Source organism: Lactobacillus xylocopicola, from assembly GCF_033096005.1.
GTDB lineage: Bacteria > Bacillota > Bacilli > Lactobacillales > Lactobacillaceae > Lactobacillus > Lactobacillus xylocopicola.
In genome coordinates, this window is sequence record NZ_AP026803.1 from 896099 (window position 1) to 912067 (window position 15969).

A 15969-nucleotide genomic window follows, 5' to 3' on the forward strand; every position below is an offset into this window, starting at 1 on the left:
CTTCTCCATTCACTAAAACTTTAAATCCCAAGCCGGTATTTCCATGTCACCATAATATTTCTTATAAAGGCGCTTAGTTTCGGCTGTTTGAAAGGACTTAACTACCGCCAGATAGTCCTTGTTCTTTTCTTCACCTTTCCGCGCCCCAATAATGTTTACCCACTGCAGGGAGTCCTGGTTAACCGGTTCGATATAGATTGTTTCCTTAGTACCAAGACCAGCCGGACTTGCAAAGTCATTATTGACCACTGCGGCATCAACTGAGTTAATTACCCGGCCCGCCTGATCAGCATTAATTTCTTTGATTTTAAAATTCTTGGGATTCTTAATAATATCTGCAGCGGTGACTAAAGCCTGTCCCGGACGTAATTTAATCAGCCCCGCATTCTTTAAAACAAAGAGCGCCCGGGATTCGTTACTGGCGTCGTTGGGAACGGCAATCGTTGCACCTTTAGGGAGTTCACTTAACTTGTGGTACTTCTTAGAATAAAGCCTGATGGGCGCAATCTTAGTCCGCCCAATTGCCACCACGCCGCCATGATTTGCCTTGTTCCAGGCTTTCAAAAAGGCATAGTGCTGAAATGCATTGAGGTCAATGTCACCATTTTTAACTGCCTTATTAGGTTGGTTGTAATCAGTGAAATTCTTGATTTTTAGCGTCACCCCATACTTTTGTTTAGCGACGATTGCAGCCTGCTCCCAAATTTTTTGCTTCGCTTTAGTTTCGCTGACAATCCCCACTGTCACCACGTGGTCTTTTTGGTCATTATTTTTCTTTGGTCCAAAACTGAACCAGGCTGCCGCTACAATGACCAGGGCAGCAACTAGCCCGATAATAATATTTCGCTGTTTTTTTCTTCTCATTATTTTTACCTCCAAAATTGCAAATAAAAAAGCACTCATCCTATCTACTAAGGACGAGTGCTTCGCGTTACCACCTTTAAATTTGTTCATTACTCACGTAATAAACCTCACTGGCTGTCAATCAACAGTCTGCAATCATAACGGATGCAACTCCGCCGTCAGCTAACTATCACTGCCGGTCATCACTCCAAGCCCATCTTCATCATCCCTTGTTAACTGACTCTCACCACCACGTCAGCTCTCTTTACTAACAATAAAACGACTACTCTGCTTTTCAAGATGTATTAATTATTTAATTGTTTATTAATTTAGCACCTCAAATAAATTCTGTCAACTAAAATTATCAATTTATTTATCTGCTAGGTCATTTTTGCGCAGATAAGTTTTAAAAACATAGGGGTACTTGTTCTGCTCATCAGGCTGGTGCGCTATTTTTTTGATTAACTTAAACTGGCTGTAATCCAGCGGCGGCATCACTGTATCTCCAGCAAAACTGGCCTTGATCTCGGTTTTTTCAAGACAATCAACGCGCTCCTGCAGTGCTTCAAACACCATCGCCCCACCAATGACAAAAATCTGGTCGGCTGAATGGTCCGCCAGCCAGGTGTCTAACTTAGCTAACGTCGGTAATATCAGGACTTGCTGATGAGCCGCATACTTGCTCTTCAAGTCCTTGCTACTACTCAGCACAATGTGCTGGCGCTGCGGCAAGATGGTGGGCAGGCTGATAAAGGTCTTGCGCCCCATGACAATTGGATGTCCTAGCGTTAGTTCCTTGAAATGCTTCAAGTCGTTGGGCAAATGCCATGGCAGGTGCCCAGCCAACCCAATCTCGTGTTTTTGATCTTCTGCCCATATATAGGTAATCATTACTTCAGCCCTCCTACTGCAATTATACCGGTTAAGGCTCAGCTTTTGCTGGTAATTAGATTCAGCTTTTCAGATTTCTCTATAGAGGTTAACGCGCCTAGAGCTGAATGTGCTATAGTAATTAGGTAAAACCACCGGCAGTAAGGAGAAAACATGAATAAGAAAACTGATCAAATTACCGCAAAAAATTACAATAAAATGAAGGAGACCGAGGCTGATTTAGTCCGTGACTTGCAAGCCGTAGTCAAAGATGCAAGTAAGGAAGCTAGCCTTAGTGACGAAATTTTTCAAAAGCACCAAGACTGGCTCAAGTTAATCATGCCCAACTACTCTCCTGAAATTCACTTGGGTATCATTAAGGGCTATGAAAACATTGAGCGTTATCAGTCATATTACGACAACAAGGCCGGTAAAGGTGCCACCAACATACTAATTAAGATTGTCAAAGCGCATTTGGCAAAATAAAAGGTGAAGTTCCGCTCTGTAAAAGCAAAACTTCACCTTTTTTAATGAAACCAGTGGGTGTGCTTGTCGGTGAAAGCCAACAAGTCATTACTAAGGTAAAGGAGATAGGTAATGAACAGGGTCAAATTGGCATCGCCTTGAAAGGCCGTCACTCCCCAAAGGACTACCGACATGATACCCTGAATCGTCCAAAAATAGTACTGCTCGCGAAAGCGCAGCGTGCACAGTATCGATCCAGTGACGCCGATTGCGCCAGCAGTCGCATCAATCCAAGGCCGCGGACTAATAAAAACCTGGGTATCCATAAAGTAAAGTAGCCCCAGTACTACCATAAAGAACAAGAGCGTCAAAAACCACTGGGAAATATTCAATCCGCGAATATGCTTTTCCGCATTTTTAGACCAAGCTGGCAACAATAAGACCGGTAAATCTAACAACAAGATATAGGAAGCCTGTAAAACCACATTGGCATAATTTTTGGCATAAATCGAAACAATAATGTAAATAATTGCAGATAGCAAGCCCAAGATCCCGTTAATTGGCTTGGCATTAGTAATGGCCAGCGTACAGGTAAAGCCCATAACTGCAGCAATCATCGTTATTAAAGCAAGCGCGTTTAGGGGCGCGCCCACCGTGGTCCCAATAATAATCCCAATCCCTAGCATTAACAACATGTAGGTTTTGAAACTCCATCCTCGCATCTGGTCAAGATACCAACTAAGTCTGAAAATATTAGTATTCGGCTGTAATTTCATCTATTTCTGTCCCATCCATTCAATAATTTAGCATTTAAAAAATACGCCTTTCATCATAGCATTTTTCTGGCTAAATTTTCTAAAATTTTTTTGCAGGTTACTAGCTCAACTATCAGTTATTTTTTGGAATTGAGCAACCAGCGCAGCAAGAAAGGCGCTAGCAAGGTCGTCATGATGATTGACCCAACGACCACAGAATAAGCTTCTGGTGCTAACAGATGTTGCTGCAACCCAAGCTGAGCAACTACTAGCGCCATCTCCCCTCTTGAAACCATTCCCGCACCAATCGTTAGTGCTTGCTGATTAGCAAATCCAGCAAGTTTGGCCCCTAATCCTGCTCCGAGCAATTTCGACATGACCCCGCCCAGAAACAGCGTTAAAAATAAGGTGCCGTCCTGGAAAATTCCCGTCAGCGACATCTTTAGACCGATGCTGGCAAAAAAGATGGGGATAAAACTGCTGTAGCCAAGCACCGTGAAGTTTTTTTGCAATTCAACTTTTGCGGAGCTTCGACCCAGTGCTAACCCGGTTAAAAAGGCGCCCAGGACACTACTGAGACCGACTGCCTCTGCTAACCAGGCCGCGGCCAAAACTAGCAAAAGACTGACCAGAGTCGTAGGAACCGGTAGCGTCAAGCGTCGACTTAAGGTAATTAGTCGCGGCATGAACCAAATGCCAGTGAGGGCCAAGAGGCCAAGATAACCCACTTGTAGTAGGAGCGGCTTAACTAGTTGTAAGGCAGCTGTTGTTCCGCCGTTTGCAGCACTCATCAAATTGCTGGTAACACTTAATAAAATAATCGCCAGCAGATCATCAACCACAGCTGCACCTAGAATAGTCATCCCTACCTGACTGTTCAGCTGGCCCATTTCTTGCAAAACCGCAACTGAAATGGAAACCGAAGTCGCAGCAAAAATCAAACCGAGAAATAAACTTTCACTTTTAGCAAAATGAAACATAATACCGGTCAAATAGGCCGTGATAATTGGCACCACCATCCCCATAGCCGCTACTAAGACGCTCTGTCGCCATAATTTTTTCAAAATTGCTAGGTCACTTTCTAAGCCCGCCAAAAACATTAGTAAAACAACGCCCAGATCAGCAAAACTAGCAAGCAAATTACTGGGGCTTACCCAGTTTAAAATTGCGGGACCAATGACTATTCCTGCCAGCAACTCGCCTATTACTGCCGGTAGGTGGCAACGAGTACTTAGTTGCCCGCCAATTAACGTAAATAATAAAACTACCACTAGTGTGCTTAAAACTTGCATTTCTTCCTCTTTCAACTAAAAAAGCCTTCAACAATTGCCTAGGCAACCCAAACCTAGAAACAATTCTTGAAAGCCAATAGCTCCAACCTTATCTTTTTATTTACTGATAGTTTATTATAGCCTAGTTAGGAATAAATTAGCCAGTCATTTATACATAACCTATATTCTGTTACATTAGCTAGAATGCTTTTTCAAAAACGAATTGTCTACTTACCCTATTAGATGTAAGATAAAGGTGGTTAACTGCCAGCATTTTTAAGGAGATTATTTATGAAAGCTAAAAAAACACTGTCATTATTCATCGCTAGTGCCATAGCCTTAACCACCGGTAGCGGAATTGCGATCAGCGCAACTAATACTAACGTTCAGGCCAAGCAAGTAACCTTATCTAAAGGTACCTACAAGGTTAGTGCTAAGGGCAAGATTACTCCAGGTCGTTATCGGATTGAATCAGTCCAAGGCCACGGCGTGGTCTCGTCAATTAGAAAGAAGCCGGCTGGGTTTTTCTCTGAACTAATTGGTGATGCTGCCGCCCGGAATGATTCCAGCACTTATATCTCATCATATACTACAGACCTAGGCAAGGGTAACAAGCTTGAATTTACTGGTACTGGCACCTATAAATTAATTAAATTGTCGCGGAAAAGACATTACCGCACCACTCTAACTGCCGGTCAGTGGAAAGTCGGCCGGGACATTAAGCCGGGCAAATATACCTTTACTGCAATTACCGGTCAGGGCAATGTGGCTACCGATTCTTATGGCAGTAAATATTTCTTTACCCAACTACTAGGAACTGAAAAAAAGGCAAGTAGCGGCCGCGTCACAAAATTCACCAAAACATTAGTTAAAGGCGAATATTTAAGTACTGGCGTAGAAAAGATCAAGTTAACTAGAAAATAGAATAGAATAAAATAACCACCGGAGATTTTTCCTGGTGGCTTTTTATTTAAAATATTTGAATAAGTCTACCCCATTGTCTGAAGCCATTTTTAGAGTTTCTTCCATATCGTAACCATAATCTGTGATCGTGATATCATACATAAAATCGTGAATTTCGTCAGGCTCTGCTGTTTTACTAAACGTGAAAAAAGCTCCAATAAGACCTAGCCATTGCAAAACAATTAAAAAATCTTCATCTGAATAGACCAAAAAATATATGCTATTATCGATTGATTTTTCCAAATGGTATGTTATTTTTCTTTCTCCACTGAGATACCTAAAATAAACGATTAAATTCTCTTGTTTTTTTTTGTTCACAATTAAAAAATGTTACTCTCTCCGTCACCATTTGCTTAAAGCTGTTTTTAAAAATATTACCATATTTTTGGATTATTTAAGCGATATTTTGTTTTTAAAATACTAGCTAGATATTGAAGATATAAAAATGACCTATCGATTAATTTCAGATAAGTCATTTTTAATTACTTTGGCGAACATTTGACGAGCATCTATATTTAAAATGCTGTTATATCAATGCCTTCAAGCACTATATTAAGGAGAGTACAGGATTTGAACCTGCGCGCCGGTATAAGCCGGTTCGCCGGATTTCGAGTCCGGTGCATTACCACTCTGCCAACTCTCCGCAACGGATACCATTATAACCTACTAGTCCAAATTTTCCAACCTAATTACGTATAAAAATAAAGTAGCGCGGCAGCACTTTCGGTTGGATTGTCTGGAAAAATCCCCTGTTACTTCCCTAGACCATCATTAACCTGACTACTGCTACCACAACAACTAAACATTGAGGCCGAGACCACAATGTTAGTTGCCAAGTTGACATCACCATGCTAGGTCGCAGCAAAACGGTCAAAACAGCAACGGTAGGCGTTGCGACTTGAATAATTAAAATTTTATAGAAGCTGGGCAGCATCGCCCGTCCAGCTGGTGCACCGAGATAAATCAACGTCGCAATGATGGGCGCTAGGTCATAGTAGTCGTAATTACAATTGCTAAGACGCTTTGAATTAATGGCCCCCAAAAACTATATCCTACCTAATTCTTTTAACAAGTTTTTATGTTAAACAGTCATTTTGCTTTATGCTTAAATCATGCCAGCTATTTTTAAAAAGCCACCTCTTGACAATCACATCTTCACATTTCTTAAGTTTTACTCAAGAGTGACGGTAAACGGATCTTAGCTTTAACTACTTTTGATAGAATAACAGGCAAATAGATTGCTTTAGGTGGGATTTGACCTTGTACACAAATATTGGGCTTACAGCAATATCAGCTCTTATCTTGTTGCTACTCATTTATAATATCAGAAATTCACGCCGCTTTAACCTGTTTGACCACTGGCTACACCATAAGTTGATTCGACAGCATGACGGCTGTGGCTGGCGGGTAATTGCCTTTTTAAATGACCCCAAGCTGCTAGTGGTCTGGGATATTTTTCTGGCTAGCTTTTTGATTAATGAAAATAAAAATTTGCTGGCACTCTGGGTTTTAACTACACTTGGCTTTGCCGACTTAACGGGGATCATGCTCAAGCGGTGGATGCACAGAAAGCGGCCCCGCATGCATTCCAATCTTGAAGCTGGCTACAGCTTTCCCAGTGGTCATGTCCTGGGGATAACGGTAATGGTTTTAATCATTGGGCAGCTTTTTACCAGTATGGGGACAGGGCTGATCGTGATTCTGGCCGCCACCTGGCTGCTTGTAGTTACCTCCCGCATCAGCCTAAAGGCTCATTACCCATCTGATATCCTTGGTGCTACATCACTGGCAATCTTTTGCTTTAGCCTTTGTCAGCAACTTTTTTCCGCTTTTATTTAGAACAAAGGCAGTTTCATCGCGTTGAAGCTGCTTTTATCTTTCAGCAAAACCAACCATCAGACTCCCGTCTTCTGCATAAAAACTGCACAGGCCGCGTTCAGGGCGAATATCCACTTCCGCTTGCGGATAGATGGCAATAATATCATCCCTTAAGGTCTCCGCGTCTTTTTGGTTGCGGCAATGATCAATGACTACCCGGCCACCTTGGTAGTTCATCTCTTCCATCAAGCGGATAATTTCTTTGAGGGCCCGCTTAATCCCACGAGCTTTGCTAATAGGCTCCAGTTTTCCCGCAAGATTAGCAGTCCCTACTACATTAATCTTCAAGGCTCTAGCAACTTTCGCTACCGCCAGATTAATGCGACCACTTAAAGCAAGATTATGCAGCGATTGTAACATCACTAGCAGGTGGGTGTGACTTTTATATTTTGAAATTTGCTCTTCTAAGTCAACAAAACGGATCTGGCTAGCGAGCAAGCGCCTAATTTCACCTAAAATAACGGCCATTTCTGGTCCAGCAGATCGTGAATCAGCCACGACAATATGACTGTCAGGATGTTCTTTTTCATAAATTTGCTTAGCTTGAAAGGCAGACGAGTAACTGCCACTCAAGCCGCTGGTAATGGTCATCATAACCGCTCGCTTGCTGCCTTCAAGGGCCCTAAGCCAGTCATCAATACTGGGACAAGAGGTCTTACCCGCTTCCTTATTTTGCGCCATAGCGTCAATGAAGTCGTCCATATTCAGTTTTTCATCATCAATGAAGTCCTTACCAGCAATCGTAATAATCAGTGGCACAACCGTTAACTGGTTATTTTGTCGGGCATTAGCGCCAGAATCAACAATTAATTTTACATCTTCCATATACTATAAATTCCTTACCTAAATATTATAATCGAATCACAATAATGTATAGCTAAATAATAAATCAACTTCTGTGAAAAAGCGACTAAATTTTTTTAAAGATTTTTAACTTTAGAAATCGTTTACAAATGTTTACATAATCACAAACTTAGGCTAAAATTTGTCATGGAGTGTTGGAGCGCAGGCTCCACTAATGTATGTACTAACTTTTAGTACAGCATTTATTTTTAGGAGGTTTTTAGATGTTAAAATCAGTCATTGAAAATGTTCATGCACTGGAAATCTATGATTCACGTGGCAACCCAACTGTAGAGGCTTTTGTCACTCTTTCAAATGGTGTTGTTGGTAAGGCTGAAGTTCCATCAGGTGCTTCAACTGGTGAAAATGAAGCAGTTGAATTGCGTGATGGCGGCAAACGGGTTGGCGGCAAAGGTGTGGCCAAGGCAGTTGCCAACGTTAACAATGAAATTGCTAAGGCTTTAAAGGGTTTGGACCCACACGATCAAGCAAATATTGACCGTGTAATGATTGAATTAGATGGTACTCCAAACAAGGCCAAGCTTGGTGCTAATGCTATCTTAGGTGTGTCAATGGCAACTGCTGCTGCTGCTGCTAAAGACAGTCACCAACCTTTATACCGTTACCTGGGCGGAACTGACCTGGAAATGCCACAAACTTTCCACAATGTAATTAACGGTGGTGAGCACGCTGACAACGGTATCGATGTTCAAGAATTCATGATTACCCCAGTTAAGAAGACTTCATTCCGTGATGGTTTTGAGAAGATCGTTAACACCTACCACACTTTGAAAAAGGTGCTAGAAGACAAGGGTTACGAAACTGGCTTAGGTGATGAAGGTGGATTTGCACCTAACATGAAGAACTCAGAAGAAGCTCTTCAAGCTCTTCACGATGCCATTATTAAGGCTGGTTATAAGCCCGGTGAAGACATTGCGATTGCCTGTGACTGTGCTGCTTCCGAGTTCTTCAACAAAGAAGACGGCAAGTACCACTTTGAAGGCAAGGTTTTTGACGGTGGCCAATTAGGTGCTTACTATGACAAGCTGCTTAATGAATTCCCTGAATTAATTTCAATTGAAGACCCATATGACGAAAATGACGTTGACGGCATGATTAACTTCACCCAAACTCATCAAGATAGATTGCAAGTTGTTTTGGATGACTTCATTTGTACTAACCCTCAGCTTTTGACTAAGGCTATCAAGGAAGGTGCCGGTAACGCTTCATTAATCAAGCTGAACCAAATCGGTACTGTGACTGAAACTTTAGAAACTATCCGTCTTTCACGTAAGAATGGCTACAATACCATGATTTCTCACCGTTCAGGTGAAACCGGCGACACCTTTATTGCTGACTTTGCGGTTGCAATCAACGGTGGTCAACTTAAGACTGGTGCCCCTGCCCGGTCAGAACGTGTTGAAAAGTACAACCGTTTACTTGAAATCGAAGAAGAACTCGGTGATGGTGAGCGTTTGGCTACTTTCCCAGACAGCGTTGACAAGGATTAGTTTTAGCTAATCTTAAAAAGCTTGCAGCTTTGCAAGCTTTTTTTGTACCCTAAATTATCATTAGTCGGACTTATCAACCGCCTTTAAGAATTTCTGCTTTGAAATGTAGTCAATCTGGCGTACATACTGGCCCTTGTGCTCAATTGCAATGTATTGTCTACTTGGATCGTATCCTCCAACCCGCTTGAGGCGGTACGGCAGTTCCTTGCCGGTTGCGGGATCAATTATCCGGACATTGCGGTAATCTAGATTGCTTTTTGGAACTTTGGCATAACTAACTGTTTCCGGGAGATCTTGCTTAATGCGATCCGTCACCGAATAATTGTCGAAAGCCACCCGCCCGACTGCAATTTGCAAGAGAATGTAAGCAGTAATTAAGATATCCTTTAACATAACTTTTCTCCTCCACACTATCAGCTCTTAATTCGTAGCTTTAAGCTTAGATTTTTGATTTTCTAAAATCATTTTATTCTAATCTTACTGTTATTAACAAGGCTCTTTAAATAAACTTAAAATTGCCTTTTTGCCTGTCATTACTTAAAAGCACTACTTTGCTGGTCAGCGTTTCATTTGCTAGAAAAAAGGCGGCATTTGTGCTAATTTAGATGAAGTATTAGTAATAAGGAAGGAAAACTATGTCAGCAAAAATTAGTGGCTTGAGTCAAGCCGAAGCAGAAAAACTTCTGACCAAGAATGGCTTAAATGAGGTGCCAGAACCGCAATTTAACTTTTTCAAGGAGTTTTTATCGAAGTTATGGAACCTATCTGCCTGGATTTTAGAAGCGGCCTTACTTTTAGAATGTATCTTGGGCAAATGGATTCAATCATTATTCGTGTTGTTAATGCTATTGTTTGCGGCTTGGAATGGTGCGTCGAAGAAAAAGCAATCACGACGTGTGTTGAACAATATTTCGCACAAGTTAACGCCGACAGTCTCAGTTGAGCGTGATGGCAAGTGGCAAAATATTGATTCAAAATACCTGGTTCCTGGCGATCTAATCAGTGTACAGGCCGGCGACGTCCTTGCCGCCGATTTGCGGCTAGTTGACGGGCAAATTTCAACTGACGAAAGCTCCATTACGGGTGAAGCCAAGACAGTCCGCAAGAACCCGCAAGATCCGGTCTACGCTGGCACAACGGTCACTGAAGGCAGCGGTCTGGCCCTTGTTACCGCCACTGGCTCTAATTCTCGGTCTGGTAAGACTATCAACCTAATTAATAACTCTGCAGCTCCTGGCCACTTGCAGCAGCTACTTACCAAGATTATTTACTACTTGTGTGTTCTTGATGGCGTTTTAACCTTAGTAATTATTATTGCTTCCTTCTTTAAAGGCGGCGACCTCAAGAACCTTATCAATATGCTTCCCTTCTTGGCCATGATGTTTATTGCCTCAATTCCAGTTGCCATGCCTTCCACCTTTGCCTTATCGAACTCCTTTGAGGCGACCAGGTTAAGCAAGGAAGGAGTTTTGACTTCTGACTTAACGGGCATCCAAGATGCAGCCAATCTCAACCTGCTGCTGCTGGACAAAACTGGCACGATTACGGAAAACAAGACCGCCGTTGCTAGCTGGACTAACTTTAGCAAACTAGACAACAAGCAAGTTTTGGGACTGGCATCCGCCGCTACGGACCAACGGAACCAAAAGATTATCGACAGTGCAATCGATGACTATGTTAAGAGTCAAGGATTGTCGGTTCAAAGCGCCAGTGACTTCACCCCCTTCACTTCTGCTACTGGTTACTCCATGGCAACCGCTGCTGGCCACAATATTAAACTGGGTTCCTTTAAACAGTTGTCCCTGATCGACCCTAGTGCTAGCGCTAAGGTTAAAGAAATTGACTTTGGGGCTGGCCGTTCTGTTGCCCTGTTAATCGATGATAAACTGGCCGGGGTCTTCATTCTGCAAGACCAGGTTCGCCCTGATTCCAAAGAAGCTTTGGCCGAACTCAAAAAACGCGGCGTTTTGCCAATTATGTTGACTGGTGATAACCAAAAGACTGCAGCTGCCGTAGCTAAGGAAGTCGACTTGCGCGGTCAAGTGATTTCCATCCACGATTTCTCTGATGAAACCGACACTAGCAAGTTAGCTGGTATTGCCGACGTCTTACCGGAAGACAAGTTGCGCATGGTCAAGTTCTTCCAGCAACAGGGCTATATTGTCGGCATGACCGGCGACGGCGTTAACGATTCGCCTGCCCTGAAGCAAGCCGAGGTCGGTATCGCCGTTTCTAATGCCGCTGATGTGGCCAAACGCTCTGGTAAAATGGTTTTACTAACTGATGGCCTTTCCTCAATCGTTAAAATCCTCGATGCAGGCCACCGCGTCTATCAACGCATGACCACCTGGTCACTGACCAAGCTAGCCAGAACGGCCCAGCTAACCATGATCCTTACCTTTGGTTACCTCTTCTTCGACTACATTCCAATGGCCTTAAACGCAATGGTCATCTACACCATCATGAACAATATGGTCACGATGATGATTGGAACCGACCGCGCTCAAATTACTTACAAGCCGGAAAACTGGAACATGGCTAAGCTGGCCAAGATCGCCTTTTCTCTTGCTTCCGGCTGGACCATTATCGGGATTGCCGCAATTGCCTACCTGAACACCCATGGCTGGTCGCACGGCACTATTTCGACTATGGTCTATGTCTTCCTCGTCCTCAGTGCCATGTTCATTATTCTGATCACCCGGACCAAGCGGTACTTCTGGCAGGATTATCCGTCTAAGGCGGTGGCCTTGACCCAGTTAGGAGACATTATCCTAACCGTGATCCTCGCCCTCTGCGGCATCGCCATGACTCAGATCAACTGGACTAACTTGGGAATAACCTTCGTAGTTGCCCTACTTGCAGCTATTGTCATTGATCTTTTCTATCAGCCGATTATGAAGAATAGATAAATAAAAAACGCTCAAAATACTTTTGAATCAACGTATTTGAGCGTTTTTGCGTGTGTTAAAATCAGCTCGCTTTGAAATTTGCTCCTCTTTCTTGGTCTCAAAAAAGCCGTTATTGTCGTCTGCTTTTATAAATAATTAACCTATAATTTCTTTTAAAGAATAAATGGGTCTTCGTAATAACTCCTGCAGTGATTTCAAATCTTCTTTTGAAAGTGAAGTATAAGGGCAATCTAAATCCGTGTGACAGTCAAAATCGTTATAAAAAGCGAAAGCATAGAAGACCTCGGATTTTGCTGGATCAAATAATGCTGGCCAATCTTCAAAATAACCCTCTAAACTGCACCAAGTTAAACTCGCCCCCCTGTCTGAAATAAAGGAGGTTTCTCTTCATCGCTTTCCGCCAGTCTGGAGGAAATTTACTCACTTTTAAATCCCAGACCCAAACCACCCGATCATCACCAAATAATTTATATTTTTTGGCAGTTGTCTCCTTTTCCCAGAAACTAAGTGAAAAATCAAGATTACTATCCTAAACATAAAAAGTTTGATCGGGCACTCGCCCGCTAACCGAATTCCAATAAATCGTCAAAAGATCTTTGGTAATTTTGCTCGTCTTCAAAAGATATTACTCCTTGTTGTTAACTGAGTTTTCACTTTTTTGTTAAGCCGAGCATTATCTTGTTCACTTTCTGCACAAATCAATTCTAAAAATAAATATCAATGAGTGATCGCATTTATTTTTCTTCCTTTAAGTAACCATTATAGCAATGAAATTCATCAGCTACACGGCCAGCCAACAACTGCAGACTACGTATGTTCTAGACGAGCTCAAGCAAGTTTTTACTAAAAGGCCGTATACCAATTAGCTAGTGGAATACGGCCTTAGCGACCATGAAATAATCTTAAGGTCTAATTCTAAACTTTGATTTCAAAAGCTATTGTTAGAACTGTGGATCTATCTATTTACACTAATTGATATGGATGTTACGCTTATATATGCAGAGATTTTAAGTGTAGGAGATATTAAAATGCATTCTAAATTATTGCCAGCTTTTTTAAGTATAGCATCACTATCTTTATTAGTAATGGCTCTTATGCAAACTAGACCAATAACATCCATAATTCTTTTAGCATTAATCATAGTTATTTGTATAGTTGGAATTATAAATATTAAAAAATAGTACAGTCCTAACACATGAAGTTAACCCACTAGCTTGAATCTAAATCAATCTAGTGGGTTTTACTGTGGTTAAAGTTGCCGTCTAACGAAAATCAAAAGGAACTAACTTGATTAATAGTGGCTACAGCAGCCGCTCTATGGCCCAAATAATTGGTACTGGATCACACCAAACAATTTATACTAGAGTTTTGACAAAAATTAAAATTCAGCACACATCAAACTTATCGTGGTCAATTTAGGCTTCAGTCTTTAACTAGTGGATAGAACATGACTAGACCAAACAAATACCGTTATTTTCTTCAAAATTGCCACTTTAAAAAAATGTTTCATGAAGGCGGACTTAATTGCGCTCTTTGCCCAGCGAGGCCGACCTTCGATGAACAAATCGCCTAAAAAGGTTGAAGACATAAATCAGCTGGACCAACTTAGATATTACCTTTCCAGCAACATTAATTGCTGCTATTGACATTTTCCTCTTCTATCAGCCAATCGTGAAGAAAAAAATAGATAAAAGCATCTCTCTACAAACTAATTTCTTTGATTTTATATCACATTCTACTATTTTCTGTGCTCAATTTTCGCGAAAGTTTTTGTCCCCTCAACTTGCCCACGAAGAACTGAAATCAAAGTGCTTATTTTTATTTGATTATTCAACTGTTTTTTTATAATTCGATTGAAATTGTCCTCTATTTCGGTAGTTCCTATAAGTGTTTTTTTCCCTTTTGAGGTTAAATAAATATTATTTACCCGAGTATCAGTTGAATTTTTCTTTTTTCAATCATACCTTTGTTTAAAAGACGTTCTACAAGCCTACTTGGATTATCAGAACCACATATAAGCATATCTCCAATTTGAGCGATAGACAGTCCATTATTTTTCGATAAAATTTTCAGAATTTCATTTTGACTGGGTGTAACGTCTAGTGGAACTAGCATACGAGCAAATTGGGCTTCACCTTCTTTGTCCGCTGCCTTAATTAAATACCTCAACTCTTCAATGTTATTCATTTAAAATTCAACCCTCTTTAGTTACCTTGTTTTTTTCATTATATTATATACCATCTTCGCCATTGCCTTTCTAGGTAGCATTCTGGGCAAAAACGTACTAGTAAAATAGTTGTTAGCTCCATCTATCTTGGATATTTTTCCTTTGCGAAGTGCTTTTATTGTTTCCTCGACTACGTGTTCTGGAGTGCGCAGCTGTCCGTAAGCAACTCCCTTGCCAGCTGAGAAAAAGTTGGTATCAGTTGCTCCTGGACTCATTGCAATGACTTGAATATGATTATCCTTAGTTTCAATAGCTAGTGCTTCAGTAAAAGACAAAACAAAAGCTTTACTTGCTGCATAAACAGCCATACTAGGAATTGGATGGTAAGCTGAACTAGACGCAATGTTAATTATTGTACCTTGATTATTTTCTTTCATTGTTGACAAAAAAAGTTTTGTTAAGTCAAATAAGGACAACACATTTACTACTATTTGATTATGTTGTTCATTATACGCAATGTCATGAACCAATCCATTTAATCCAAAACCTGCAGCATTAACTAGTGTATCTACATTAATATTTAATTCCTTTGTCAAATCAAACACTTTTTGAGCAGCACCTGGAATAGATAAATCTTGAGGTATTACCACAATCTCTATTCCGTATGTGTTTTCCATTAATATTTTAAATTTATCTAACTTATTTTTTGATCTAGCTACTACAACCAAAGAACAACCTTGTCTTGCATAATATTCAGCAAAAGATTTTCCGATACCTGATGAGGCTCCTGTTATAAGGACATATGATTTCATTTCTAAACTCCTTTATGTGATCAGACATTTATATCTAGTCACATATTGTCATATTTTTATTTAAGTAAGACAGGTTTTTTGGTGAAAAGCTTTATCTCGGTCTATCTATACTATTAGACGTTTTTTGGGTCATTCAACGACACATTTCTCAGCAGCATTCATATCCACTTGGATATCAAAAAAGCACTCTCACGAGTGCTTTTCTATTTATCTTTGCTTAGATAGTTAAAATAAATAAGCAGATTTTCTTATCCATTTTTTTATTCATAAATAAAAATTTGCGCCTGGTTTTCAAATAATTCAATTCTCTAGGAAATAAATTCCTGAATCAACTTGAAATTCCAAGCAACTATCTTTTTCACCTATGCTTCTTCTGATTTTTGTTGTTCTTCCATTTTATCGAAAGCCCTTTGGAGAGTTTCAATACGGGGCGCTACTTTCCCCGCTGATTTTTCTAAGGTATAGCCTTCAACCATAAGCTCATGTATCAGAATGATCTTTTTGATTTCGTAGTAATCAAATTTTCTGGTTTTATTCGGACCTTCATCAACACTGTTGATGATCCATTTTTCTTCCCAATAGCGTAATTTTCTGATTGGAACACCGGTAATGTTAGCTGCTTCATCAATGGAAACAGACATTTTTTAAGTAATGCAATATCAATCAGCATACGTATTCTCCT

The 15969-nt window shown here is 40.8% G+C and carries 16 protein-coding genes, 1 tRNA gene and 1 other annotated feature; of the genes, 5 read left to right on the top strand and 12 right to left on the bottom strand.

The window, feature by feature from the left end; all coding sequences use genetic code 11:
- Positions 1 to 12: 12 nt before the first annotated feature.
- Both R8389_RS04490 and R8389_RS04495 read right to left on the bottom strand, forming a co-directional pair.
- On the bottom strand, positions 13 to 864 hold the full coding sequence (locus R8389_RS04490) for a MetQ/NlpA family ABC transporter substrate-binding protein (protein ID WP_317636850.1): 852 nt from the start codon (positions 862 to 864) through the stop codon (positions 13 to 15).
- 46 nt (positions 865 to 910) lie between these two features.
- Positions 911 to 1151, bottom strand: a binding site (T-box leader).
- A gap of 61 nt (positions 1152 to 1212) precedes the next feature.
- Positions 1213 to 1734, bottom strand: a complete 522-nt coding sequence (locus R8389_RS04495; RefSeq protein WP_317636851.1) for a dihydrofolate reductase — start codon at positions 1732 to 1734, stop codon at positions 1213 to 1215.
- Positions 1735 to 1887: 153 nt separating this feature from the next.
- Here R8389_RS04495 and R8389_RS04500 point away from each other — a divergent pair, with 153 nt between their 5' ends.
- A complete protein-coding gene (locus R8389_RS04500; protein WP_317636852.1) occupies positions 1888 to 2199 on the top strand; it encodes a TipAS antibiotic-recognition domain-containing protein in 312 nt (103 codons plus the stop codon).
- Between the two features lie 41 nt (positions 2200 to 2240).
- Here the strand turns inward: R8389_RS04500 and pnuC are convergent, their stop codons facing one another.
- Entirely contained in the window at positions 2241 to 2954 is a 714-nt protein-coding gene (gene pnuC / locus R8389_RS04505; RefSeq protein WP_317636853.1) for a nicotinamide riboside transporter PnuC, read from the bottom strand.
- Positions 2955 to 3070: 116 nt separating this feature from the next.
- Positions 3071 to 4225, bottom strand: coding sequence for a cation:proton antiporter (locus R8389_RS04510; RefSeq protein ID WP_317636854.1), 1155 nt, complete (start codon positions 4223 to 4225; stop codon positions 3071 to 3073).
- Between the two features lie 270 nt (positions 4226 to 4495).
- Between R8389_RS04510 and R8389_RS04515 the strand changes: the two genes are divergently transcribed.
- Positions 4496 to 5128, top strand: a complete 633-nt coding sequence (locus tag R8389_RS04515) for a hypothetical protein (RefSeq protein WP_317636855.1) — start codon at positions 4496 to 4498, stop codon at positions 5126 to 5128.
- 42 nt (positions 5129 to 5170) lie between these two features.
- Here R8389_RS04515 and R8389_RS04520 read toward each other — a convergent pair whose 3' ends face one another.
- From R8389_RS04520 to R8389_RS04530, 3 genes are all read right to left on the bottom strand, one after another.
- Entirely contained in the window at positions 5171 to 5485 is a 315-nt protein-coding gene (locus R8389_RS04520) for a hypothetical protein (protein ID WP_317636856.1), read from the bottom strand.
- Between the two features lie 237 nt (positions 5486 to 5722).
- Positions 5723 to 5810 (bottom strand) — tRNA-Ser (locus tag R8389_RS04525).
- A 117-nt stretch (positions 5811 to 5927) separates the two neighbouring features.
- Positions 5928 to 6209, bottom strand: coding sequence for a hypothetical protein (locus R8389_RS04530; RefSeq protein ID WP_317636857.1), 282 nt, complete (start codon positions 6207 to 6209; stop codon positions 5928 to 5930).
- A gap of 218 nt (positions 6210 to 6427) precedes the next feature.
- On the opposite strand from R8389_RS04530, the gene R8389_RS04535 reads away from it, so the two are divergent.
- The gene (locus tag R8389_RS04535) at positions 6428 to 7006 is read left to right on the top strand and encodes a phosphatase PAP2 family protein (RefSeq protein ID WP_317636858.1); all 579 of its coding nucleotides are present in this window, start codon (positions 6428 to 6430) and stop codon (positions 7004 to 7006) included.
- 33 nt (positions 7007 to 7039) lie between these two features.
- On the opposite strand, the gene R8389_RS04540 is transcribed toward R8389_RS04535, so the two are convergent.
- Complete coding sequence (locus tag R8389_RS04540) at positions 7040 to 7870, bottom strand: DegV family protein (RefSeq protein ID WP_317636859.1); 831 nt, start codon at positions 7868 to 7870, stop codon at positions 7040 to 7042.
- A gap of 242 nt (positions 7871 to 8112) precedes the next feature.
- Here R8389_RS04540 and eno point away from each other — a divergent pair, with 242 nt between their 5' ends.
- Positions 8113 to 9399 (top strand): phosphopyruvate hydratase, encoded by a 1287-nt coding sequence (eno, locus tag R8389_RS04545; RefSeq protein ID WP_317636860.1) that lies wholly within the window; start codon positions 8113 to 8115, stop codon positions 9397 to 9399.
- A 60-nt stretch (positions 9400 to 9459) separates the two neighbouring features.
- On the opposite strand, the gene R8389_RS04550 is transcribed toward eno, so the two are convergent.
- A complete protein-coding gene (locus R8389_RS04550; RefSeq protein WP_317636861.1) occupies positions 9460 to 9792 on the bottom strand; it encodes a hypothetical protein in 333 nt (110 codons plus the stop codon).
- A 242-nt stretch (positions 9793 to 10034) separates the two neighbouring features.
- Between R8389_RS04550 and R8389_RS04555 the strand changes: the two genes are divergently transcribed.
- Complete coding sequence (locus R8389_RS04555) at positions 10035 to 12308, top strand: HAD-IC family P-type ATPase (RefSeq protein WP_317636862.1); 2274 nt, start codon at positions 10035 to 10037, stop codon at positions 12306 to 12308.
- 1923 nt (positions 12309 to 14231) lie between these two features.
- Here the strand turns inward: R8389_RS04555 and R8389_RS04560 are convergent.
- The 3 genes from R8389_RS04560 to R8389_RS04570 form a co-directional block, all read right to left on the bottom strand.
- Positions 14232 to 14495: a winged helix DNA-binding protein gene (locus R8389_RS04560; protein WP_317636863.1), complete on the bottom strand. Its 264-nt coding sequence runs from the start codon at positions 14493 to 14495 to the stop codon at positions 14232 to 14234.
- A gap of 21 nt (positions 14496 to 14516) precedes the next feature.
- Positions 14517 to 15287 (bottom strand): SDR family NAD(P)-dependent oxidoreductase, encoded by a 771-nt coding sequence (locus R8389_RS04565; RefSeq protein WP_317636864.1) that lies wholly within the window; start codon positions 15285 to 15287, stop codon positions 14517 to 14519.
- Positions 15288 to 15649: 362 nt separating this feature from the next.
- Positions 15650 to 15928 carry a MerR family transcriptional regulator gene (locus R8389_RS04570; protein WP_317636865.1) on the bottom strand — a complete coding sequence of 93 codons (279 nt, stop codon included), beginning with the start codon at positions 15926 to 15928 and terminating at the stop codon, positions 15650 to 15652.
- Positions 15929 to 15969: the final 41 nt, after the last annotated feature.

Bases quoted from the DNA above. Each gene is read 5' to 3' on its own strand.
- R8389_RS04500 (WP_317636852.1), top strand. From the start codon at position 1,888: ATGAATAAGAAAACTGATCAAATTACCGCAAAAAATTACAATAAAATG.
- R8389_RS04515 (WP_317636855.1), top strand. From the start codon at position 4,496: ATGAAAGCTAAAAAAACACTGTCATTATTCATCGCTAGTGCCATAGCC.
- R8389_RS04495 (WP_317636851.1), bottom strand. From the start codon at position 1,734: ATGATTACCTATATATGGGCAGAAGATCAAAAACACGAGATTGGGTTG.
- R8389_RS04540 (WP_317636859.1), bottom strand. From the start codon at position 7,870: ATGGAAGATGTAAAATTAATTGTTGATTCTGGCGCTAATGCCCGACAA.
- R8389_RS04565 (WP_317636864.1), bottom strand. From the start codon at position 15,287: ATGAAATCATATGTCCTTATAACAGGAGCCTCATCAGGTATCGGAAAA.
- R8389_RS04570 (WP_317636865.1), bottom strand. From the start codon at position 15,928: ATGTCTGTTTCCATTGATGAAGCAGCTAACATTACCGGTGTTCCAATC.
- R8389_RS04560 (WP_317636863.1), bottom strand. From the start codon at position 14,495: ATGAATAACATTGAAGAGTTGAGGTATTTAATTAAGGCAGCGGACAAA.
- R8389_RS04510 (WP_317636854.1), bottom strand. From the start codon at position 4,225: ATGCAAGTTTTAAGCACACTAGTGGTAGTTTTATTATTTACGTTAATT.
- R8389_RS04555 (WP_317636862.1), top strand. From the start codon at position 10,035: ATGTCAGCAAAAATTAGTGGCTTGAGTCAAGCCGAAGCAGAAAAACTT.
- eno (WP_317636860.1), top strand. From the start codon at position 8,113: ATGTTAAAATCAGTCATTGAAAATGTTCATGCACTGGAAATCTATGAT.
- pnuC (WP_317636853.1), bottom strand. From the start codon at position 2,954: ATGAAATTACAGCCGAATACTAATATTTTCAGACTTAGTTGGTATCTT.
- R8389_RS04490 (WP_317636850.1), bottom strand. From the start codon at position 864: ATGAGAAGAAAAAAACAGCGAAATATTATTATCGGGCTAGTTGCTGCC.
- R8389_RS04550 (WP_317636861.1), bottom strand. From the start codon at position 9,792: ATGTTAAAGGATATCTTAATTACTGCTTACATTCTCTTGCAAATTGCA.